Source organism: Georgenia sp. EYE_87 (genome assembly GCF_023148685.1).
GTDB lineage: Bacteria > Actinomycetota > Actinomycetes > Actinomycetales > Actinomycetaceae > Georgenia.
Genome location: NZ_JAHXNL010000018.1, coordinates 20,321 through 40,620, shown reverse-complemented (window position 1 = coordinate 40,620; position 20,300 = coordinate 20,321). Strand labels below are relative to the sequence as shown.

The 20,300-nt window shown below is 74.1% G+C and carries 19 protein-coding genes and 1 tRNA gene; 7 read left to right on the top strand and 13 right to left on the bottom strand.

Annotated elements, in window-relative coordinates:
• The 4 genes from KZX45_RS18155 to KZX45_RS18140 form a co-directional block, all read right to left on the bottom strand.
• A tRNA-Thr gene (locus tag KZX45_RS18155) sits at positions 1–73 on the bottom strand.
• 93 nt (positions 74–166) lie between these two features.
• On the bottom strand, positions 167–961 hold the full coding sequence (locus KZX45_RS18150; RefSeq protein ID WP_248259169.1) for a thioredoxin domain-containing protein: 795 nt from the start codon (positions 959–961) through the stop codon (positions 167–169).
• Positions 962–1,030: 69 nt separating this feature from the next.
• The gene (locus tag KZX45_RS18145; RefSeq protein ID WP_248259168.1) at positions 1,031–1,522 is read right to left on the bottom strand and encodes a hypothetical protein; all 492 of its coding nucleotides are present in this window, start codon (positions 1,520–1,522) and stop codon (positions 1,031–1,033) included.
• 74 nt (positions 1,523–1,596) lie between these two features.
• A complete protein-coding gene (locus tag KZX45_RS18140; RefSeq protein ID WP_248259167.1) occupies positions 1,597–3,543 on the bottom strand; it encodes a serine/threonine-protein kinase in 1,947 nt (648 codons plus the stop codon).
• 141 nt (positions 3,544–3,684) lie between these two features.
• On the opposite strand from KZX45_RS18140, the gene KZX45_RS18135 reads away from it, so the two are divergent.
• The 4 genes from KZX45_RS18135 (at position 3,685) to KZX45_RS18120 (ending at position 8,788) form a co-directional block, all read left to right on the top strand.
• On the top strand, positions 3,685–5,172 hold the full coding sequence (locus tag KZX45_RS18135) for a trehalose-6-phosphate synthase (RefSeq protein WP_248259166.1): 1,488 nt from the start codon (positions 3,685–3,687) through the stop codon (positions 5,170–5,172).
• Positions 5,169–6,092: a trehalose-phosphatase gene (gene otsB / locus KZX45_RS18130; protein WP_248259165.1), complete on the top strand. Its 924-nt coding sequence runs from the start codon at positions 5,169–5,171 to the stop codon at positions 6,090–6,092. The genes KZX45_RS18135 and otsB overlap by 4 nt, the downstream gene beginning before the upstream one ends.
• 142 nt (positions 6,093–6,234) lie before the next feature.
• Positions 6,235–7,359: an ABC transporter ATP-binding protein gene (locus KZX45_RS18125; protein ID WP_248259200.1), complete on the top strand. Its 1,125-nt coding sequence runs from the start codon at positions 6,235–6,237 to the stop codon at positions 7,357–7,359.
• 184 nt (positions 7,360–7,543) lie between these two features.
• On the top strand, positions 7,544–8,788 hold the full coding sequence (locus KZX45_RS18120) for a DUF4032 domain-containing protein (RefSeq protein WP_248259164.1): 1,245 nt from the start codon (positions 7,544–7,546) through the stop codon (positions 8,786–8,788).
• Positions 8,789–8,844: 56 nt separating this feature from the next.
• On the opposite strand, the gene KZX45_RS18115 is transcribed toward KZX45_RS18120, so the two are convergent.
• From KZX45_RS18115 to cysS, 3 genes are all read right to left on the bottom strand, one after another.
• Complete coding sequence (locus KZX45_RS18115; RefSeq protein ID WP_248259163.1) at positions 8,845–9,972, bottom strand: hypothetical protein; 1,128 nt, start codon at positions 9,970–9,972, stop codon at positions 8,845–8,847.
• A gap of 101 nt (positions 9,973–10,073) precedes the next feature.
• Positions 10,074–11,108 (bottom strand): 23S rRNA (guanosine(2251)-2'-O)-methyltransferase RlmB, encoded by a 1,035-nt coding sequence (rlmB, locus tag KZX45_RS18110; RefSeq protein ID WP_248259162.1) that lies wholly within the window; start codon positions 11,106–11,108, stop codon positions 10,074–10,076.
• Positions 11,108–12,547, bottom strand: a complete 1,440-nt coding sequence (cysS, locus tag KZX45_RS18105; RefSeq protein ID WP_248259161.1) for a cysteine--tRNA ligase — start codon at positions 12,545–12,547, stop codon at positions 11,108–11,110. The genes rlmB and cysS overlap by 1 nt, the downstream gene beginning before the upstream one ends.
• A gap of 95 nt (positions 12,548–12,642) precedes the next feature.
• Here cysS and KZX45_RS18100 point away from each other — a divergent pair, with 95 nt between their 5' ends.
• Positions 12,643–14,013: an MFS transporter gene (locus KZX45_RS18100; protein WP_248259160.1), complete on the top strand. Its 1,371-nt coding sequence runs from the start codon at positions 12,643–12,645 to the stop codon at positions 14,011–14,013.
• A gap of 12 nt (positions 14,014–14,025) precedes the next feature.
• Here KZX45_RS18100 and ispF read toward each other — a convergent pair whose 3' ends face one another.
• Genes ispF through KZX45_RS18085 form a run of 3 tightly spaced genes read right to left on the bottom strand, consistent with a single transcriptional unit; the run spans position 14,026 to position 15,784 of the window.
• On the bottom strand, positions 14,026–14,523 hold the full coding sequence (gene ispF / locus KZX45_RS18095) for a 2-C-methyl-D-erythritol 2,4-cyclodiphosphate synthase (RefSeq protein ID WP_248259159.1): 498 nt from the start codon (positions 14,521–14,523) through the stop codon (positions 14,026–14,028).
• Positions 14,524–14,533: 10 nt separating this feature from the next.
• Positions 14,534–15,259 carry a 2-C-methyl-D-erythritol 4-phosphate cytidylyltransferase gene (ispD, locus tag KZX45_RS18090; protein WP_248259158.1) on the bottom strand — a complete coding sequence of 242 codons (726 nt, stop codon included), beginning with the start codon at positions 15,257–15,259 and terminating at the stop codon, positions 14,534–14,536.
• A 42-nt stretch (positions 15,260–15,301) separates the two neighbouring features.
• Positions 15,302–15,784 (bottom strand): CarD family transcriptional regulator, encoded by a 483-nt coding sequence (locus KZX45_RS18085; protein WP_248259157.1) that lies wholly within the window; start codon positions 15,782–15,784, stop codon positions 15,302–15,304.
• A 209-nt stretch (positions 15,785–15,993) separates the two neighbouring features.
• Here KZX45_RS18085 and KZX45_RS18080 point away from each other — a divergent pair, with 209 nt between their 5' ends.
• On the top strand, positions 15,994–16,467 hold the full coding sequence (locus KZX45_RS18080; RefSeq protein ID WP_248259156.1) for a hypothetical protein: 474 nt from the start codon (positions 15,994–15,996) through the stop codon (positions 16,465–16,467).
• An 87-nt stretch (positions 16,468–16,554) separates the two neighbouring features.
• Here the strand turns inward: KZX45_RS18080 and KZX45_RS18075 are convergent, their stop codons facing one another.
• Together KZX45_RS18075 and KZX45_RS18070 are read right to left on the bottom strand one after the other, a co-directional pair.
• On the bottom strand, positions 16,555–17,247 hold the full coding sequence (locus tag KZX45_RS18075; RefSeq protein WP_248259155.1) for a response regulator transcription factor: 693 nt from the start codon (positions 17,245–17,247) through the stop codon (positions 16,555–16,557).
• A complete protein-coding gene (locus KZX45_RS18070) occupies positions 17,247–18,476 on the bottom strand; it encodes a cell wall metabolism sensor histidine kinase WalK (protein ID WP_248259154.1) in 1,230 nt (409 codons plus the stop codon). The genes KZX45_RS18075 and KZX45_RS18070 overlap by 1 nt, the downstream gene beginning before the upstream one ends.
• A gap of 163 nt (positions 18,477–18,639) precedes the next feature.
• Between KZX45_RS18070 and phoU the strand changes: the two genes are divergently transcribed.
• The gene (phoU, locus tag KZX45_RS18065; protein ID WP_248259153.1) at positions 18,640–19,353 is read left to right on the top strand and encodes a phosphate signaling complex protein PhoU; all 714 of its coding nucleotides are present in this window, start codon (positions 18,640–18,642) and stop codon (positions 19,351–19,353) included.
• A gap of 96 nt (positions 19,354–19,449) precedes the next feature.
• Here the strand turns inward: phoU and KZX45_RS18060 are convergent, their stop codons facing one another.
• Entirely contained in the window at positions 19,450–20,187 is a 738-nt protein-coding gene (locus KZX45_RS18060) for a phosphoglyceromutase (protein WP_248259152.1), read from the bottom strand.
• Positions 20,188–20,300 lie beyond the last annotated feature (113 nt).

The window sequence follows — 20,300 nt, the reverse complement described above, 5'->3', positions numbered from 1 at the left end:
AGCCGCCTGTCGGAATCGAACCGACGACCGTCCGCTTACAAGGCGGGTGCTCTACCAGCTGAGCTAAGGCGGCGTGGACCGGGGAAGAGTCTGCCACGACCGGCGTGGCTGCCCCGAACCCGGCCGTGTCGCGGGCCGGCCGCGGCGGGCGGCCGGCCCGGCGTCGTCAGGAGTCCTGGAGCGCCTCGACCAGCGCACCCGGCTCGGTCCAGCCCTGGAACTCCTCGCCGTCGATCAGCACGGTCGGCGTGCCCGTGAAGCCGTCGCGACTGAACTCCTGGGTCGTCGCCTCGACCCACTCGGCGAACGGGCGCTCGCCCGAGGCCAGCGTGTCCGCGACGTCCTGCGGCACGCCGGCCTCCGCAGCGGCCTCGGCGATCTGCTCGTCGGTCGGCTCGGCGTCGGTGGTCTCGGCGAACAGGTCGAACATCGCGGCCTGGAAGGAGTTGTACGCCTCGGGCGCCTGGTCGGCGACGACCCCGGCGGCCTGGACGGCACGGCCGGAGAACCCGGTGTAGTTGCCGCTGCGGTCGAGGATCGCCACCGGGTGGTAGACCACCGTGGCCTCGCCGGCGGAGACCAGCGCGTCGATGTCCTCGGCGTTGACCTCCTCGAACGTCGCGCAGTGGGGGCAGGTGAAGTCGAGGTAGACGTCGAGCACGGGGGCGTTGTCGTTCGTCGTGCCGGCCACGAGGTCCGCGCCGAGCGAGATGCCGCCGTCCTCGACCGAGGTGTTCTCGGGGACGTCCGCGACGGCGGCGATGACGGACTTGTTGCCCTGGCTGATGATCAGGTAGAGCACGACGGCGACGACCACGATGAGGGCGACGACGCCGCCGATGATGAGGTTGCGGTTGCGCTTCTCGCGCCTGGCCTGGGCCTCGCGCAGCTGGCGCGCCTGCTCGCGTGCGGCGTCGCGCCGCTGGGCCTTGGTCGGTTGGGAGGACGGGCTGGAGGACATCGGATCTTCCTGTCGGGTCGCGGATCGGGGGCGGCGTCCGCGCGGACGCCCGGCGGCGGGACCCGGCGGCTAGGCGCCGGCCGCCTGGGCCGCCGGAGGCCCCCGACGCCACGGACGCCGGGCGACGACGGTGCGCACCGGCCGCGGGTGCGGCGCCGGCAGCAGCGGTGCGGCACGGTCGTCGCGGAGCACCGGCGGGGCGCCGGGCGCGACGACGGCGACGAACCGTCGGATCCGGGCGGCCGTCACGCGGCGCGCCGAGCCGACGAGGCCCGCCGCCCCGGAGATGAGCGCGAGGTGCGCGAGCAGGGAGGGCAGGGCCACCGCGACGACGACGGTCAGCGCCTGGCCGGGCTCGGCGCCGGGCGCCAGGGTCCCCTCCGGGCAGGCGGCGTCGGGACGGAGGAGGGCCAGGCGCAGGGCGACCTCGGACCACGCCCCCGAGGCGGGCACGCACGCGCTGACCACCGCCGCTCCGGTCATCACGGCGACCACGAGCGGCGCGACGAGGACGGCGGAGAGGGCCAGGCCCGTCCGCCGCCAGGCGCGCCGCATGATCACCGCACCAGCCTAACCGCCGGGTCGAGGCCCGGCCGGGCGGTTACGACCCGGCGGTGGGCGAATTGTCCGGCCCGTCAGAGCGGGGGCACGGGCAGGGGCGACCAGTCCGGGGCGGGCGCAGCACCGAGCGCCACCTGCACGGCGACGACCGCGGCGACGCCCAGGACCAGCACGACCAGCAGCGCGCGGAACCCTCTCGTCGGGGTGAGGACGTCGATCATCGCGCGTGCGCCGTCCCGGGCGGGGCGGCTCGTCGGGGTCAGCCAGGCCACCAGCAGGGCGACCAGGGCGCCCGCCAGGAGCGCGACCGGCTCCTGGACGCCCGGCCCGAGCGTGAGGGGCAGACGCTCGACCGTCCACCACGTGGAACCGCCGAGGAGCGCCCCGAGCACCGCGCCGGGCAGCACGGCGAGGACGCCGCGCACGAGGTGCCACGGCAGGCCGGCGAGCATGCGGGCGTCGTCGCCGGACCGGGCGCCGCGGCGCAGCCGGGCGGAGCGCCGGGAGCGCCCGGCCCACCCGGTGGTCGCGGTCAGCACGAGCAGCGCGGCCGACACGACCGCGAAGATCCCGGGGAGCGAGGCCGCCGCGGCGCTGACGCCCAGCCAGACGGCGGCCACGGTGAGCGTGCGGCGGCGCGGCGGTACGGCCCAGGCCGGAGGCCGCGAGGGGTCCGCGTCGTACGGGCCGGGCCGGCCGTGCTCCACCGGGCATCCGCCCGGCGGCCCGGGCGAGGCGTAGGCGTCGGGGTACGGGCGTTCGAGGGCGTGGCGGCCGTCGTCCCGCGGTCCGGCCACGGGCCGCTGCGCCCGGGTGGGCGGCTCCTCCACAGGTGGCAGCGCGCGGGTGAGCGGCTCCTCGACGGGCGCCCACGCGGTGGCTCGGGTCACCGGGTACGACGGTGGCGGCGGGCCACCGGCCGCGCCGGTCGCCTCGCGGGGCGGGAACACCCGGGGCTCTGCGGGCATCACGCGCGTCGACGGCCCGGCGGGCAGCGCGCGGGTCGTGGTGCCGGCCGACGTGGCCGCCTCCTGCCCGATCGCGCGGGTGCCGTCCGCGAACGGGCCGGTCGCCGCGGCCGGGCTGGTCGCCGCGATCGGGCTGGTCGCCGCGGCCGGCCCGGCGGCCCCCGTCCCGAGCGCCGCCGTCCCCAGCGCGCCCGTCCCGACCGTCCCCGCCCCGAGCGCCGCCGTCCCGATGACCTGGGTGAGCCGGTCGTCGCCCCAGGTGCCGTCGAGGACGGCGAGCACGCCGTCGGGGTCGAGGCGGCGGGCCGGGTCGGGGTCGAGGGCGGCACGGAGGGCCCGCGCCGTCGCCTCGGGCAGTCCGTCCGTGTCGACCTGGCCGGTCGCGACCCGCGCCAGCACGACGCCGGTGGGACCATGGCCGAACGGCGGGCGCGCCGTCGCGGCGAAGACCAGGACGGCCGCCCAGCCCCACCAGTCGCACGCCGGGCCTGGCTCGGCGCCCGCGATGACCTCGGGGTCGAGGTAGCCGGGGGTGCCGGTGACCATGCCGGTCTGGGTGAGCCGGGCGTCGTCGACCACCTGCGCGATGCCGAAGTCGATGACGACCGGACCGTGCTCGGACATCATCACGTTGCCGGGCTTGAGGTCGCGGTGCACCACCCCGACGGCGTGGATCGCCCGCAGCGCCTCGGCGAGGCCGTGGGCGAGGTTGGACAGCTCCTCGGGGGCGAACGGACCGTCGGCGGCGACGTCCTCCTCGAGCGTGGGCCCGTCGATCAGCTCGGTGACCACGAAGGCCTCGGCGTCCTCCACCTCGGCGTCCAGCACGCGGGCCACGCCCGCGTCGCGCACGCGGTGGAGCAGCGAGACCTCCCGCGCCAGCCGCCGCCGTGCCTGGGGGTCCGTCCCGATGTGGGGGTGGAGCAGCTTGAGCGCCACGTGGCGGCCGTCGGCGTCGACGGCCTCGTGGACCGACCCCATGCCGCCCGAACCCAGCCGGCGGAGCAGGCGGTAGCCGCCCACCTCGCGCCCGTCGGGCCCCTGCTCCGTCATGGGCTCCACGCTACCTACCGGGCGGCCCGCACCGGGCGGGCGGTGCCCTGCCCGCACCGTGGCAACCGGCGACCCACCGGGCGGGAGCACCGTCCCACCAGTACGGTGGCAGGCAGACACCCCTGAAGGAGCTGACCTGCTGTGCCTGCCGGAGAACACGAGTTCGTCGTCGTCGCCAACCGCCTTCCTGTCGACGTCAGCGTCGCCCACGACGGGTCGCTGAGCTGGCAGCGCTCCCCCGGCGGGCTGGTCACGGCGCTCGCGCCGATCATGCAGAAGAACGACGGCGCCTGGGTGGGGTGGTCGGGGCAGCCGGACTTCTCCCACGAGCCCTTCGACGGCGAGGGCATGCGGCTGTGGCCGGTGGCGCTGAGCGAGGAGGAGATCGCCAGCTACTACGAGGGCTTCTCCAACGGCGCGCTGTGGCCGCTCTACCACGACGTCATCGTCGCCCCGGAGTTCCACCGCACATGGTGGAACGCCTACGTCTCGGTCAACCGCCGCTTCGCCGCGGCCGCCGCGGAGGCCGCCGCCCCGGGCGGGACGGTGTGGGTGCACGACTACCAGCTCCAGCTGGTCCCGGCGGTGCTGCGGCTGCTGCGCCCGGACGTGAAGATCGGCTTCTTCAACCACATCCCGTTCCCGCCGGTGGAGATCTTCGGCCAGCTGCCCTGGCGCCGCCAGGTGGTCGAGGGTCTGCTCGGCGCCGACCTCGTCGGCTTCCAGCGCCCGGGCGACGCCGCGAACTTCCTGCGCGCGGTGCGCCGGCTGACGGACCTGAAGGTCCAGGGCCCGCAGGTGACGATCCCCGGCCGCTGGTCCCGCCCGGACCGCGCGGTGCGGGCCCAGGCGTTCCCCATCTCGATCGACGCCGCGTCCTTCGACAGCCTCGCCCGCACCCCGGAGGTGCTCGCCCGCGCCAAGGAGATCCGCAAGGAGCTGGGCAGCCCGGAGGTGCTGCTCCTGGGCGTCGACCGCCTGGACTACACCAAGGGCATCCGCCACCGGCTCAAGGCCTTCGGCGAGCTCCTGGAGGACGGCCAGCTGCGCGTCCCCGAGGCGTCGATGATCCAGGTGGCCAGCCCGTCCCGGGAGCGCGTGGAGCAGTACCGACAGCTGCGCGACGAGGTCGAGGTGACGGTCGGGCGCATCAACGGCGACTTCGGCACCCTCGGGCGCGCGGCCGTGCACTACCTGCACCACTCCTACCCGATGGAGGAGATGGCGGCGCTGTACCGGGCGGCCGACGTCATGCTCGTGACCTCCCTGCGCGACGGCATGAACCTCGTGGCCAAGGAGTACGTGGCCGCCCGCTCCGACCTCGGCGGTGCGCTGGTGCTCTCGGAGTTCACCGGGGCCGCGGACGAGCTCACCCAGGCCCTGCAGATCAACCCGCACGACATCGACGGCACCAAGGCCACGATCATGCGGGCCATCGGCATGGACCCGAAGGAGGGCCGACGGCGGATGCGGAGCCTGCGCCGTCGGGTCCTCGAGCACGACGTGCAGCGCTGGGCGGACGACTTCCTCGGCTACCTCGCCATGTCGGTCCCCAGCCCCATGTCCGTCGGCAGTCCCGCCTCCGAGCCCAGCCCCACGTCCGTCCCCAGCCCGCAGGAGGTCCGGTGACCACCCACCCCACCGACCGGCCGGCCGCCCCGCGGCCGGGCGAGACGCCCACGTCCACGCACGACGCCGGGGTGCCCGGCCCCGGCGTCGAGGCGCCGCTGTTCACCGCCCACCTCGAGGAGTCCCTCGACCTCGCCCTGCGGGAGTTCGCCGCGCGGGAGAAGATCCTCGTCGGCCTCGACTTCGACGGGGTCCTGGCCCCGATCGTGGTGGACCCGAGGACGTCCCGGATGCTCCCCGTCTCGGCCCAGGCGGTCGCCGGGCTCGCGGACCTGCCCGGGGTCGACGTCGTCCTGGTCTCGGGGCGTGAGGCGGGTGACCTGGTGGACCTCGCCGGTCTGCCCGCCGGCAGCCGGGTCATCGGCTCCCACGGGGCCCAGTGGGGCCGGGTCGTCGACTCACCCGACGGCGCCACGGCCCTCGAGGCGGAGCCCGTCGGCCTCACCGAGGAGCAGACGCGGCTGCGCGCCGAGCTCCTGCGCGAGACGGAGGCCCTGGCCGCCGAGGTGGAGGGCGCCTGGGTGCAGGCCAAGCCCGCCGCCGTCGTCCTCCACACCCGGCCGGCGGAGCGCGAGGCGGGTGAGCGCCTGACCCGCCGCGTGCTGGACGGCCCGGCGGCCCGTGCGGGCGTCCACGTGGTGGTCGGCAAGGAGGTCGTCGAGATGGCCGTGCTCGAGGTGACCAAGGGCGACGCGCTCCACCAGCTGCGCGGGGCCCTCGGCGTCGACGCGGTGCTCTACGCCGGCGACGACACCACGGACGAGGACGCGTTCGCCGTCCTCGGCGAGGGCGACGTCTCGATCAAGATCGGCGACGGCGAGAGCGCCGCCGCCTACCGGGTGACCGACCCGGAGGAGTTCTCCGCCGTTCTCGTCCGACTGCTGGAGCTGCGTCAAGAGACCCAGGGCTCACACCTGTAACACCGCGTGTGCCACTATTGGGGTGGCTGCTGTCGCGGACCGATGGTCCGCGGCGGTTCGCTGTGTCAGAGCGGACACCTCTCGGCACCTTTCACTACGGATCGTCCGGCACGTACCTGCCGGTGAAGGGATGTACATCACCATGGCCTCCGTCACCTTCGACAAAGCCACCCGTCTCTACCCGGGCTCCGAGCGTCCGGCCGTCGACTCCCTGGACCTGGAGGTCGCCGACGGCGAGTTCCTCGTCCTCGTCGGCCCGTCCGGCTGCGGCAAGTCCACCTCGCTGCGCATGCTCGCCGGCCTCGAGGACGTCAACTCCGGCCGCATCTTCATCGGCGACCGCGACGTCACCGACGTCCAGCCCAAGGACCGTGACATCGCCATGGTCTTCCAGAACTACGCGCTCTACCCGCACATGTCCGTCGCCGACAACATGGGCTTCGCGCTGAAGATCGCCGGCACCCCGAAGGCCGAGATCGAGCAGCGGGTCAAGGAGGCCGCGAAGATCCTCGACCTGACCGAGTACCTCCAGCGCAAGCCGAAGGCCCTCTCGGGCGGTCAGCGCCAGCGCGTGGCGATGGGCCGCGCGATCGTCCGCCAGCCGCGCGTCTTCCTCATGGACGAGCCGCTGTCGAACCTCGACGCCAAGCTCCGCGTGCAGACCCGCACCCAGATCGCCTCCCTCCAGCGGCGCCTGGGCGTCACCACCGTCTACGTCACCCACGACCAGACGGAGGCCCTGACCATGGGCGACCGCATCGCGGTCCTCAAGGACGGCGTCCTCCAGCAGGTGGGCACCCCGCGGGAGATGTACGACACCCCGGCCAACGTGTTCGTCGCAGGCTTCATCGGCTCCCCGGCCATGAACCTGGGCGACTTCCAGGTTCGGGACGGCCAGGCGGTGCTGGGCTCGGCGCACGTGCCGCTGACCCGGACCACGCTGGACGCGCTGACGGAGGCGGACAACGGCAAGGTGATCCTCGGCTTCCGGCCGGAGTCGCTGGACCGGGCACCGCAGGGCGAGGGCACCATCCCGGTGACCGTCAACCTGGTCGAGGAGCTCGGCTCGGACGCGTTCGTCTACGGCGAGCTCGCCGGCGACCGCGAGATGAACGAGCACCTCGGTTCCGGCGAGGACTCGGACCAGATCATCGTGCGCATCGACCCGCGCGACGTGCCGATGAAGGGCGACAAGATCCACGTGCGCATCCGCGAGGGCGAGCAGCACGTGTTCTCCTCCGCCACGGGCCGCCGCCTGCCGCAGTGACGACGGCCGGTCGACGGCGCACCCTCCGTCGACCGGCTACCTCGAAGGGGTGGACCCACGGGTCCACCCCTTCGGGCGTTCCTGGCGTAGATTGCGGTGAGCCGCCCCGATCCGGACGAACCTCACACGACGGTCATGGCCGCGCCCGGTCCGCCGCGGCGCCCCGACCGGGAAGAATGGCCCCATGGCACAGCAGCTGCAGATCACCGCCGCACGGGTGGACCCTGCGTTGCTCGACCTCCCGTGGGAGATCCCGCTGGAGGAGTGGCCCGAGGACGTCCTCGCCGCCCTCCCCCGGGGCATTTCGCGGCACGTCGTGCGCTTCGTCCGCCTGTCCGGACGGATCCTCGCCGTCAAGGAGATCGGCGAGTCCGTGGCGTACCACGAGTACGAGCAGCTGCGTGCCCTCGGCCGCATGGACGCCCCCGCCGTGCAGCCCCTCGCCGTGATCACCGGCCGCACCGCCCCGGACGGGGAGGAGCTGAACTCGGTGCTGGTGACCGAGCACCTCCAGTACTCCCTGCCCTACCGGGCCCTGTTCAGCCAGTACATGCGCCCGGAGACCGCCAGCCGGCTCATCGACGCCCTCAGCGTGCTGCTCGTGCGCCTGCACCTGCTGGGCTTCTACTGGGGCGACGTCTCGCTGTCGAACACGCTCTTCCGCCGGGACGCCGGCGCCTTCGCCGCCTACCTCGTCGATGCCGAGACCGGCGAGATCCACCCCGCGCTGACGCCCGGGCAGCGGGGCTACGACCTGGACCTCGCGCGGACCAACATCATCGGCGAGCTGATGGACCTGCAGGCCGGTGAGGTGCTGGACGAGGACGTCGACGTCATCGAGGTGGGGAACCAGATCGTCGAGCGCTACGAGTCGCTGTGGGCGGAGCTCACCCGCGAGGAGTCCTTCGGCTCCGCCGAGCGCTGGCGGGTGACCGAGCGGATCAACCGCCTCAACGACCTCGGGTTCGACGTGGGCGAGCTGACCATGACCACGGACGTGGACGGCACGACCGTCTCCATCCAGCCGAAGGTGGTCGACGCCGGGCACTACCACCGGCAGATCATGCGGCTGACGGGGCTGGACGTGCAGGAGAACCAGGCGCGCCGCATGCTCAACGACCTCGAGAGCTACCGGGCGGAGACCGACCGGCAGAACGACGACCTCACGATCGTGGCCCACGACTGGCTCGACGAGGTCTTCACCCCCACCGTGACCGCGGTGCCGCGGGAGATGCGCCGCAAGCTGGAGCCGGCCGAGATCTTCCACGAGGTCCTCGAGCACCGCTGGTTCGTCTCCCAGCAGCAGGCCCGGGACGTGCCGATGGCCGAGGCCGTGCGGTCCTACGTCGAGCAGGTCCTGCGTCACCGGCCGGACGAGCGGGCCTTCCTCGACCGCGACTCGGTCGAGATCCCCGCCGTCGACCTCTGACGCGAGCGCGCGTCCGCCCGCGTGCCGTCGGCCCGCGTGCCGTCGGCCCGCGGGACCTAGCGCCGCCGGGCGGCCCGGACCACGGCCACGACCGCGAGCACGCCGAGCGCGACGATCCCGGCCCGCACGGCCACCTTGGCGGGCGGCGTCGCGGCGGCCTGCCCCTCGAACGCCAGGCGGGCGGAGCGGGCCGCCGCCCGCGGGAGCGGCTCTGCCTCGTGCGTCCGGGCGCCGGGCAGGTCCGCGGGCTCGGCACGCCCCTCCAGGACGTCCGCGACCGCCGGGGGCAGGCCGAGGGCGACGACGAAGGCCGCCATGCCCTCGGCGCCGGGCCGCCCGAGCGACGCGGCGACCGCGACCGGGTCGGAGCCGGGGACCGCCGCGGCGAAGGCGGCCGCGTCCTCGCCGTCGCCGAGCAGGTCCTCGACGAGGGTGCGGACCGGGGCCGCGGCGTCGTCCGGGAGCACGTACCGGCTGCGCATCGCCCAGCTGACGAGGGCGACCCCCTCGTCGAGGTCGTCGGCGTCGGACTCCGGGCCCGGCAGCAGCAGGGCGGTGCGGTCCTCGGCGTCGACCTGCAGCCGCAGCACCGGGTACGCGTCGGACTCCCAGCCCAGCACGCCGAGCTCGCGGCCGGGGCCGGTGGTCATGACCAGCCGCCGGCTCTCCCCGCCGACCGCCTGCTCCGCGACCGTGACGGGCCTGCCGAGCAGGGTGGCGTGGAGCGGCACCTGGTGGACGGGCATCGGGGTGAGCACGACCGTGCGGGCGTCGTGCTCGGTGTCCTCGGCCTCCACGACGCCGGGCACGCCCCCCTCGGGCCCGCCCTCGCCGGCCGTCGCCGGGCGCGCCGCTGCGGCCGCGGAGCCGTCGTCGTCACCGACCGTCCGGTCCGCCTCGTGGCCGGAGTGGACGCCGTCCATGAGCACGTCGGCCTCGAACGCGGTGCCGAGGTCGTCGGCGAGCGCGGCGAGCTCGGGGCCCGGGAGCACCTCGGACCCGCCGGCGGTGCCCACGGCGCCGTCGGGGTCGGTGAGGACCGCGAGCGAGAGCAGGTGCTCCGTGCCGGGGTACCACTCCAGCCGCGCGAGGATCCCCGCGCGGCCCAGGTGGTCGGCCACGGCCCCCGGGTCGAGCGAGGCCGCGACCAGCACTCCCTCGGTACGGTTCCACGGTCCGGCCATGTCAGCCCCCTGCTCCCTCGTGCTCTCGTCCTCGGACGCTGGCCCCACCGTAGACGACCGTCCCGGGGCGCGACGACGCGGACCTGCCCGCGTCCGGCCGCTCAGCCCTGGCGTCGGCGGGCCACCTCGTACAGCGCGATCCCGGTGGCCACGGCGGCGTTGAGCGACTCCACGGAGGCCGCGATCGGGATGGAGGCGACGACGTCGCACGTCTCGCGCACGAGCCGGCTCAGGCCCTTGCCCTCCGAGCCGGTGACGAGCACCAGCGGCTCGGTGGCCAGCTCGAGGTCGCCGACGGAGACGGGGCCCCCGCCGTCGAGGCCGACGACGAAGCAGCCGGCCTCCTTGAGGTCCTTGAGTGCGCGGACGAGGTTCGTCACCCGGGCGACCGGCACCCGGGCGGCCGCCCCGGCGGAGACCTTCCACGCGGCCGCCGTCACGCCCGCGGACCGGCGCTCGGGGACGATCACGCCGTCCGCGCCGAACGCCCCGGAGCTGCGCAGCACGGCCCCGAGGTTGTGCGGGTCGGTCACGCCGTCCAGCGCGACCAGCAGGGGCGGGTGGTTGGCGCGCTCGGCCCGCGCGAGCAGGTCGGGGACGTCGCGGTAGCTGTAGGCGGGCACCTCGATGGCCACGCCCTGGTGCACGGCGTCGTCGGTGAGGTGGTCGAGGTCGGAGCGGGAGACCTCGACCAGCGGGGCGCCCAGCGCCGTGGCGGTGCGGACCACCTCGGCGACGCGCTCGTCGGACATCATGCCGCCGGCGAGGAAGACCTTTGCGAGCGGGATGCCGGAGCGTACGGCCTCGGTGACGGGGTTGCGGCCGGCGATGATCTCGTGGTCCCCGCCGACGCCCAGGGCGTCGCGCACCTTGGCGGTGATGGAGGCGCTGCGGGCCGCGTCGCGCGCGTCCCGGCCGGAGTCCCGGCCCGCCACGCGCGTGCCGCCGCGGCGGGCCTCCTTGCGCTCCTCGGCCGCCTTCTTCTTCGCCGCGGGGTGGTAAGGGCGGTCCTCGGCCTTCGGCGTCGGGCCGCGCCCCTCGAGGGCCCGACGGCGCTGGCCGCCCGACCCGACGGTCTGGCCCTTCTTGGACCCCGGCTTGCGCACGGCACCTCGCCGCTGAGAGTTTCCCGCCATCAGTCCGTTCCCTTCACGTGCCAGCGTGCACCGCCGGCGGAGTCCTCGACCACCACGCCCGCCTCGGCGAGGCGGTCGCGCAGCGCGTCGGCCCGCGCCCAGTCCTTGGCGGCCCGCGCCGCGTCCCGCTCGCGCAGGACGGCGGTGACGAGCGTGTCCAGCGCGGCGTGCTCGGCCGTGCCGTCGCCGCCGCCCGCCGCCCGCCAGGGCGCCGCGAGCGGGTCGAGCCCGAGGACGTCGAGCATCGCCCGCACCTGCAGCTGCGCGCCGCGGGTGGTGACGTCGTCCCGCTCCGCCAGGGCGGTGTTGCCCGCGCGCAGGTGCTCGTGCACCACGGCGAGCGCGGCGGAGATGTTGAGGTCGTCGTCCATCGCCTCGACGAACGCGGGCGGCAGCTGCGCCGGCCCCTGCGCCGCGACCTCCTCGGCCGGCACCTCGCCGACGCGCTCCACGGAGCGGGTGACGAAGCCGGTGAAGCGCTCCCACGAGCCTGCCGCCTCCGCGAGGGTGACGTCGGAGAACTCCACCGTGGAGCGGTAGTGGACCGTGCCGAGGGCGTAGCGCAGCACGGCGGGGTCCGTGCGGCCGAGCACCTCGGAGACCACGAGGGAGTTGCCGAGAGACTTGCTCATCTTCTCGCCGCCGGTGGTCACCCAGGCGTTGTGGACCCAGTAGCGGGCGAAGCCGAGGCCGGCGGCGTGGGACTGCGCCTGCTCGTTCTCGTGGTGGGGGAAGCGGAGGTCGATGCCGCCTCCGTGGATGTCGAACGTCTCCCCGAGGTAGCGCCGGGACATGGCCGAGCACTCGAGGTGCCAGCCGGGGCGTCCGCGCCCGAACGGCGTGGGCCACGACGCGGTGGCCGGCTCGCCGGGCTTCGGGGCCTTCCACAGCGCGAAGTCGCGCGGGTCGCGCTTGTCCGGCTCGATGTCGTTGTCGTCGGAGACGGTCATGTTCTCGAGCGCCTGGCGCGTGAGGGAGCCGTACTCGGGCAGGGAGCGCACGTCGAAGTAGACGTTGCCCTCGGTGCCGCGGTAGGCGTGCCCGCGCTCGGTCAGCTGCTCCATGAGCTCGACCATCTCGGTGACGTGGCCGGTGGCGCGGGGCTCGTAGGTGGGGCGCTGGACCCCGAGGGCGTCGTAGGCGGCGGTGAACTCCTGCTCGAACCGGTACGCCCAGGCCCACCACGGGCAGCCGGCCTCTGCGGACCTGGCCAGGATCTTGTCGTCGATGTCGGTGACGTTGCGCACCAGGGTCACGTCCAGCCCGGTGCGGCGAAGCCAGCGGACCAGGACGTCGAAGGCGATGGAGGCGCGCATGTGCCCGACGTGCGGGGCTCCCTGCACGGTGGCGCCGCACAGGTAGATGCCGACCTTGCCCGGTTCCAGGGGCTCGAAGGGGCGCACCGACCGCGTCGCGGAGTCGTACAGTCTCAGGCTCACCCGCCCAGGCTACCGGGGCGCGCCGACCCGGCCTTTCGGGGCGTCGCCGCGGGTTGACCGCTCCGCGGACACCCCGGGCCGCTACGGTGCGCGGTGTGAGCAACGAGACGTCCGCGCCGGCGCCCGTACCCGCCGCGCGCCCCCGCCGCTTCGGGTGGCCCGTCTACGCCTGGGGACTGTGGGACTGGGGCTCGGCGGCGTTCAACGCCGTCATCACCACGTTCGTCTTCACGGTGTACCTCACCTCCGACGCCTTCGGCCCCGGTGCGGACCAGAAGCTCGGGTGGGCGCTCGCCGCGGCGGGCCTGCTCATCGCGGTGTTCGCCCCGGTCAGCGGGCAGCGGGCGGACCGGTCGGGCCGCCGCACGTTCTGGCTGGCGGTGAACACCCTCCTGGTCGTCGCCGCGTCGGCCGCGATGTTCTTCGTGGCGCCGACGCCGGACCTGCTGTGGCTGGGCCTGGTGCTCCTGGCGGCGGGCAACATCTTCTTCGAGTTCGCGTCGGTCAACTACAACGCCATGCTCAACCAGATCTCCACGCCGGCCACCGTGGGCCGCGTCTCCGGCCTCGGCTGGGGACTGGGGTACATCGGCGGCATCGTGCTGCTGCTCATCGTGTACTTCGGGCTGATCGACCCGGAGGTCGGCATCTTCGGCGTCACCGGCGAGAACGGCATGGACGTCCGCGTGACCATGCTGATCTGCGCGGTCTGGACCCTGGCGTTCTCCCTGCCGGTGATCCTCACGGTGCGGGACGCCCCGGGCCGCACCGCGGCGGGCCGGCGCACCGGGCTGGTCCAGTCCTACCGCCTGCTGCTCCGCTCGGTCGCGGACCTGTGGCGCACGGACCGCAACACGGTCTACTTCCTCCTCGCCTCGGCCGTCTTCCGCGACGGCCTGGCCGGCGTCTTCACCTTCGGCGGCGTCATCGCCGCGGGCACCTTCGGGTTCGACGCCGGCGAGGTGATCGTCTTCGGCGTGGCCGCGAACCTCGTCGCCGGGGTGGCGACGATCCTGTTCGGGGCGCTGGACGACCGCCTCGGGCCCAAGCGGGTGATCGTCCTGTCGCTGGTCTCGATGGTCCTCGCCGGCACCGGCATCTTCTTCCTGCACGAGCTCGGCACCGCGCTGTTCTGGGTGCTCGGCCTGACGCTGTGCATCTTCGTCGGCCCGGCCCAGTCCGCCTCGCGCACGTTCCTGGCGCGGCTGATCCCCGCGGGCCACGAGGGCCAGGTGTTCGGGCTCTACGCCACCACAGGCCGGGCGGTCAGCTTCATGGCCCCGGCTGCGTTCTCGCTGGCGCTGTCGCTGGGCATGGCGGTCACCGGCGCCGCCACCACGGAGGACGTCCAGTACTGGGGCATCGTGGGCATCGTCGTGGTGCTCCTGGCCGGGCTCCTGCTCCTGCTGCCCGTGCGGTCGCGCACGCGGCAGGACAGCGCCCTGGCCCAGCCGCCGGTCGCCTGAGCCGGCGCCGCCTCACGCCGCCTCGAGCGGTCTCCGCACCACGAGGGCGGTGGCGACGGCGGCCACGCCCTCGCCGCGGCCGGTGAACCCCAGGCCGTCGGTGGTGGTGGCGGAGAGCGAGACCGGGGCGCCGAGCGCCTGGGACATCGCCTCCTCCGCCTCGGCCCGGCGGCGGCCGATCCGCGGGCGCACCCCGATCACCTGGACCGCGACGTTGCCGATCTGCCAGCCCGCGTCGGCCAGCCGGCGCGCGGTCTCCGCGAGCATCCGCTCCCCCGAGGCGCCGGACCACTCCGGGTCGGCGGTGCCGAACTGGCCGCCCAGGTCCCCGAGACTCGCGGCGGAGAAGAGGGCGTCGCAGGCTGCGTGGGCGGCGACGTCGGCGTCGGAGTGGCCCTCGAGGCCGGTCTCGCCGGGCCAGTCCAGGCAGGCCAGCCGCATGGGCCGGCCGGAGCCCTCGGGCGCGAAGGCGTGCACGTCGGTGCCGATCCCCGTGCGTGGCAGCTGCATGGGCGTCAGGTTAGTGGTCCTCGGCGAGGAGGAGCTCCGCGAGGGCCAGGTCGCGCGGCGTGGTGATCTTCAGGGCGCGCTCGTCGCCCGGGACGACCCACACCCGCTCCCCCAGCGCCTCCACGAGCCCGGCGTCGTCCGAGACCGCCGCGGCCTCGTCCCGGGCACGGTGCGCGCCGGCGGCGTGCGCCGCGTCGAGCAACGCCCGGTCGAAGCCCTGCGGGGTCTGGACGGCGCGGAGGTCGAGGCGCGGGACCGTGGCCACGACCGGCGCGGCGCCGTCGGGACCGGGGTCGCCGACCCGCTTGACGGTGTCGGTGACCGGCAGGGCCGGGACGACGGCGCGGTGGCCGGCCCGCACGGCGCTCTCGACGGCGCGGACGAGCGCGGGCGGGGTCAGGCAGCGGGCGGCGTCGTGCACCAGGACCACGTCGACGTCGTCGGCGAGCGCGGCCAGGCCCGCGGCGACCGACGCCTGCCGGGTCGGGCCGCCGGCCACGACCCGCGCGGGGACGTCCGTGCCCGGCACGGTCCCGCCGGGGAAGAGCGCGGCGAAGACGCCGCGCTCCGCCGCGGGGACGGTGACGACGACGGAGCCGAGGCAGCCGGCCCGGGCGAGCCCGAGGGCCGCCCGGAGGACGAGCGGCTGACCGCCGAGCCGGACGAGAGCCTTCGGCAGCGCGTGCCCGAGCCGGGTGCCGGAGCCGGCGGCCGTCAGGACGGCGGCCGAGCTCACGGGTGCAGCCCAGCCACGCGGACGCGCGCCCCGGTCAACGGATCAGGACGCGAGCACGTCGTCCAGGATCGCCTCGGCCTTGTCCTCCTCGGTCTTCTCCGCCAGGGCGAGCTCGGAGACGAGGATTTGACGGGCCTTGGCGAGCATCCGCTTCTCGCCGGCGGAGAGCCCGCGGTCGGTGTCGCGGCGGGAGAGGTCGCGGACGACCTCGGCCACCTTGATGATGTCGCCGGAGGCGATCTTCTCCACGTTCGCCTTGTACCGACGCGACCAGTTGGTCGGCTCCTCGGTGTAGGGCGCACGAAGCACGTCGAAGACCTTCTCGAGGCCCTCGGTGCCGACGACGTCACGCACCCCGACCAGGTCGACGTTCTCGGCCGGGACCTGGATGGTCAGGTCGCCCTGGGCGACCCGGAGGTGGAGGTACAGCTTCTCCTCGCCGCGGATGACGCGGGTGGAGATGTCCTCGATGAGTGCCGCCCCGTGATGGGGGTAGACGACGGTCTCGCCGACAGCGAAGGTCATTGTCGTAAGGCTCCTTCAGTCGCTAAGGGTCCCTAGTCTAACACGGAAAAGTGGCGAGATTCTGCGGCTCGTGAGGGACGCGACAAAACCGGGGCGCACCCGGTCGCCGGGGCGGCCCGGCCGGCGGCTGCGCCCGCCCGCGGATCCCTCCGGTAACCTCCCCCTGGGAGGGACCGCGCGCTGTCCCGATCTGAGACGAAGGAGAACCCGTGGTCCGCACCACCCGTCGCACCCGCCCGGCCGCCCTCGCCGCACTGGCCGGGACGCTGACCCTGGCCGGCTGCGCAGTCGCCAACCCCATCACCACCGCCGACCCGTACGCGCCCAGCGACGGCATCCGGGTCGCGGTGACCGACGAGGTCGTCGTCGAGAACCTCATGATCCTCACCGAGGGCGAGGGCGAGGAGGGCCACCTGCTCGGCGCTGTGGTGAACCGGTCCACGGAGGACGTCGAGGTCTCCTTCTCGATCGGCGAGGGCGGCGCCTCCGTGCCCGTGCGGGTGGACGCCGGCGAGCACGTGAACTTCACCGACGCGGGCATCACCACCCAGAGCGTCGACGCCGCGCCCGGCGCCACCGTCCCGGCGACCGTCTCGATGCCGTCCGCCGGCGACGCTCAGGTCGAGATCCCCGTGCTCGACGGCACCATCCCGCCCTACGACGAGTTCCTCGACCGGGCCTGACCCTCCCGCCGCGCGCCGACCGCCGCACGGCCCACGCACGGAGCCCCCGGGACGCACCAGCGTCCCGGGGGCTCCGTCGCTCGGGTCTCAGGCCTCCGGGGTGACCAGCTTGTAGCCGAGGCCGCGCACGGTCTGCAGCATGCTGGGTCGCGCCGGGTCCGCCTCGATCTTGGCGCGCACCCGCTTGACGTGGACGTCGAGCGTCTTGGTGTCGCCGACGTAGTTCGCGCCCCAGATGCGGTCGATCAGCTGCCCCCGGGTGAGCACGCGGTCCGGGTTGCGCAGGAAGAGCTCGAGCAGCTCGAACTCGCGCAGCGGCATGGCGACCGGCTCGTCGTCGACGCTCAGCTCGTGGCGGTCGACGTCCATGCGCACCCGGCCGACGGTGAGCACCGAGGGCTCGGAGAGGTCGTCCTGCCCCGCGCCGCGGCGGAGCACGGCGTGCACGCGGGCGACCAGCTCGCGGTACGAGTACGGCTTGGTGACGTAGTCGTCGGCGCCGATCTCGAGCCCGACGACCTTGTCGATCTCGCTGTCCTTCGCGGTCAGCATGATGACCGGGACGTTGCTGCGCTGGCGCAGCTGCCGGCACACCTCGGTGCCGGAGAGCCCCGGCAGCATCAGGTCGAGGAGGACGATGTCGACGCCGCCGCGGTCGAAGGCGGCGACGGCGTCGTGGCCGTCGGCCACCGCGACGACCTCGTAGCCGTCGCGCTCGAGCTTGAAGGTGAGCGGCTCCCGGTAGGAGGCCTCGTCCTCCACGAGCAGGATGGTGGTCATCAGCGGGTGTCCTCCATGGCGTCGGTCCTCCGGGGCGCGGGGAGCGCCCCGGCTTCGTCAGCTGAGTCGTCGGCGGCGTCCGCGCCGGCCTCGTCGGGGGTGGCGGGCCCGTAGGCCTCGGGCAGGACGAGGGTGAAGGTCGAGCCCTTGCCCTCGGTCGACCACAGCTCGACGCGCCCGCCGTGGTCGTTGGCGATGTGCTTGACGATGCTCAGCCCGAGGCCGGAGCCACCCGTCTCGCGGGAGCGCGCCTCGTCGCCCCGGTAGAAACGCTCGAAGACCCGCTCGCGCTGCTCGGGGCCGATGCCTGCACCCTGGTCGACGACGGCGATGCGGACCAGCGCGTCGCGGCGCTGGACCCCGACGGAGACCCGGCCCGTCGGGGCGGAGTAGCGGACGGCGTTGTCGAGGAGGTTGCGCACCGCCGTGGTGAGCAGGGCCGCGTCGCCGTAGACCTTCACGCCCTTCTCGCCGCCGAGCACCAGGGTGACCTTCCGGGACATCGCCTCCACGCGCACCCGGTCGACGGCCTCGGCGACCACCGCGTCGAGGTCGACGAGCTCGGGGTCGACCAGGGCGTCCGGCTCCTGCAGGCGGGAGAGGTCGATGAGCTCCTGGACGAGGGACGCCAGGCGGGCCGACTCCTTCTGCATCTGTCCGGCGAAGTGCCGGACCGTCCCCGGCTCGTCGGCGGCGTCGGCGACCGTCTCGGCGAGCAGGCCGAGCGCGCCGACCGGCGTCTTGAGCTCGTGCGAGACGTTGGCGGTGAAGTCGCGGCGCATCTCCTCGAGCCGGCGCGCGGCGGTGCGGTCCTCCGCGAGCACCAGCACCCGGCCGTGCCGCAGCGGTGCGACCCGCACCTGCATCCGCAGCGTGCCGGCGCCCTCCACCGGCCCCCTGGCCAGGGTGAGCTCCGCGTCGCGGATGCGCCCGTCCCGGCGGACGCCGTCGACCAGGTCGCGGACCTCGGGGTGGGCCACGACGTCGTTGCGGACCAGGCCGAACGCGTAGGCCGCGGCGCTGGCCCGCTGGACGTCGCCGTCGGGCTCGAGGACGAGGACCGCCTGCGGGAGCACCGAGAGGACCGAGATGACGTCGTCCAGCCCGTTCCCCAGGCCGGCGTCGCGGTAGCCGCTCCGCTCACGCTCACTCACGAGGAACGCGATGATTCCGGCAGCGACCACGAGCAGAGCCAGCAGCACGACGCTGAGGATCTGCATGAACTCCATGCCCCGAGGGTAGGGCGCGGCGCCCCGGTTCACCGAGACCGCCCCGGGGCGTCATCCGGCGTTCACCGGGCGGCCATCAGTCGTACACTGCGGGCCGCTTGGCTACGGTAGGGGAACGGATATCCCGCTCGCAGCGGGGGAAGAGCAACTGAGGGAGCCTGCGATGCGTGAGATCTTCAAGCAAGAGATGGAGCAGCTCGGCGGCGATCTGCTGACCATGGCCAAGCACATGAGCTCGGCGATCGAGAAGGCCACCAAGGCGCTCGAGACGGCGGACCTCACCCTGGCCGAGGAGGTCATCGACGCCGACCGGCAGATCGACGAGATCGAGCAGAGCCTGGACGAGCAGGGCGTCTCCCTGCTCGCGCGGCAGCAGCCGGTGGCCACGGACCTCCGCGTCGTCGTCTCCGCCATGCGCCTGTCCGCCACGATCGAGCGGATGGGCGACCTGGCCCGCCACGTCGCCTACGTCGCCCGCGGCCGCTACCCCGAGGTCGCCGCGACCGGCCGCACCCGCGAGATCCTCCACCAGATGGGCGAGCAGGCCGTCAAGGTCGCCCGTCAGGTGGTCGAGCTGCTCGAGAGCCGGGACCTGAACCTGGCGGAGCGCATCGAGGCGGACGACGACGTCCTCGACCGCCTGCACCGCGAGTCGTTCCAGGTGGTCCTGGACGACGACGAGCAGCTCACCCGCCAGCAGCTGGTCGACGCCGTCCTGCTGGGCCGCTACCTTGAGCGCTTCGGCGACCACGGCGTCTCGGTGGCGCGCCGCGTCTCCTTCCTGGTGACCGGCGACCTGCAGAACGCCGTCGTGAACACCGGGCTGCTCGGGCTGAAGGACGAGCAGGTCGACGACGCGGCCGCCCGCCAGGAGTGAACCTCCCGGCCCGCTGAGCGGCGGTCCGCAGACCAGAAGGGTCCCGCACCGTCGGTGCGGGACCCTTCCTCGTCCTGACGGGCGCGGGGCCGAGGGCTACTTGCCCTGGTTGGCGACCGCGGCGATGGCGGCCTCGGCCGCCTTGGGGTCGAGGTACTTGCCGCCGCTGACGGTCGGGCGCAGGTTGTCGTCGAGCTCGTAGAGCAGCGGGATGCCGGTGGGCACGTTCAGGCCCGAGATGGTCTCGTCGTCGATGCCGTCGAGGTGCTTGATGATCGCGCGCAGCGAGTTGCCGTGGGCGGCGACGAGGACGGTCCTGCCGGCCTTGAGGTCCGGGACGATCTCGGCGTTCCAGTACGGCAGGGCGCGCTCGAGGACGTCCTTGAGGCACTCGGACCGCGGGATCGGCTCGCCGGCGTAGCGCGGCTCGGAGTCCTGGGAGTACTTGGAGCCCAGCTCGATGTCCGGCGGCGGCACGTCGTAGGACCGGCGCCAGAGCATGAACTGCTCCTCGCCGTACTCGTCGCGGATCTCCTTCTTGTTCTTGCCCTGCAGCGCGCCGTAGTGGCGCTCGTTGAGCCGCCAGCTGCGCTTGACCGGGATCCAGTGCAGGTCGGCGACGTCGAGGGCGTAGTTGGCCGTCGAGATCGCGCGACGCAGCAGCGAGGTGTGCAGGATGTCCGGGGAGACCCCCGCCTCGCGGAGCAGCTCACCGCCCCGCTTGGCCTCCTCGACGCCCTTCTCCGAGAGGGGCACGTCGACCCAGCCCGTGAAGAGGTTCTTGGCGTTCCAGTCGCTCTCGCCGTGACGGAGCAGTACGAGGGTGTAGGTCATGGGCCTCATTGTTCCATCATCACGGCAGGACACACGCGGGACGTCTGCCCCACGACGCAGGCGGCCGGTAGCACCAAGGGGTGGGCGGCCCGCATGCCCGCGGGACCGGGGTG

What these genes read in the sequence shown, in the direction of transcription:
- KZX45_RS18125 (WP_248259200.1), top strand. Translation starts at nt 6,235, where the DNA reads ATGGCCTCCGTCACCTTCGACAAAGCCACCCGTCTCTACCCGGGCTCC.
- KZX45_RS18060 (WP_248259152.1), bottom strand. Translation starts at nt 20,187, where the DNA reads ATGACCTACACCCTCGTACTGCTCCGTCACGGCGAGAGCGACTGGAAC.
- rlmB (WP_248259162.1), bottom strand. Translation starts at nt 11,108, where the DNA reads ATGGCGGGAAACTCTCAGCGGCGAGGTGCCGTGCGCAAGCCGGGGTCC.
- KZX45_RS18075 (WP_248259155.1), bottom strand. Translation starts at nt 17,247, where the DNA reads ATGACCACCATCCTGCTCGTGGAGGACGAGGCCTCCTACCGGGAGCCG.
- KZX45_RS18150 (WP_248259169.1), bottom strand. Translation starts at nt 961, where the DNA reads ATGTCCTCCAGCCCGTCCTCCCAACCGACCAAGGCCCAGCGGCGCGAC.
- KZX45_RS18120 (WP_248259164.1), top strand. Translation starts at nt 7,544, where the DNA reads ATGGCACAGCAGCTGCAGATCACCGCCGCACGGGTGGACCCTGCGTTG.
- ispF (WP_248259159.1), bottom strand. Translation starts at nt 14,523, where the DNA reads ATGCAGCTGCCACGCACGGGGATCGGCACCGACGTGCACGCCTTCGCG.
- KZX45_RS18085 (WP_248259157.1), bottom strand. Translation starts at nt 15,784, where the DNA reads ATGACCTTCGCTGTCGGCGAGACCGTCGTCTACCCCCATCACGGGGCG.
- KZX45_RS18070 (WP_248259154.1), bottom strand. Translation starts at nt 18,476, where the DNA reads ATGGAGTTCATGCAGATCCTCAGCGTCGTGCTGCTGGCTCTGCTCGTG.
- KZX45_RS18140 (WP_248259167.1), bottom strand. Translation starts at nt 3,543, where the DNA reads ATGACGGAGCAGGGGCCCGACGGGCGCGAGGTGGGCGGCTACCGCCTG.
- KZX45_RS18115 (WP_248259163.1), bottom strand. Translation starts at nt 9,972, where the DNA reads ATGGCCGGACCGTGGAACCGTACCGAGGGAGTGCTGGTCGCGGCCTCG.
- phoU (WP_248259153.1), top strand. Translation starts at nt 18,640, where the DNA reads ATGCGTGAGATCTTCAAGCAAGAGATGGAGCAGCTCGGCGGCGATCTG.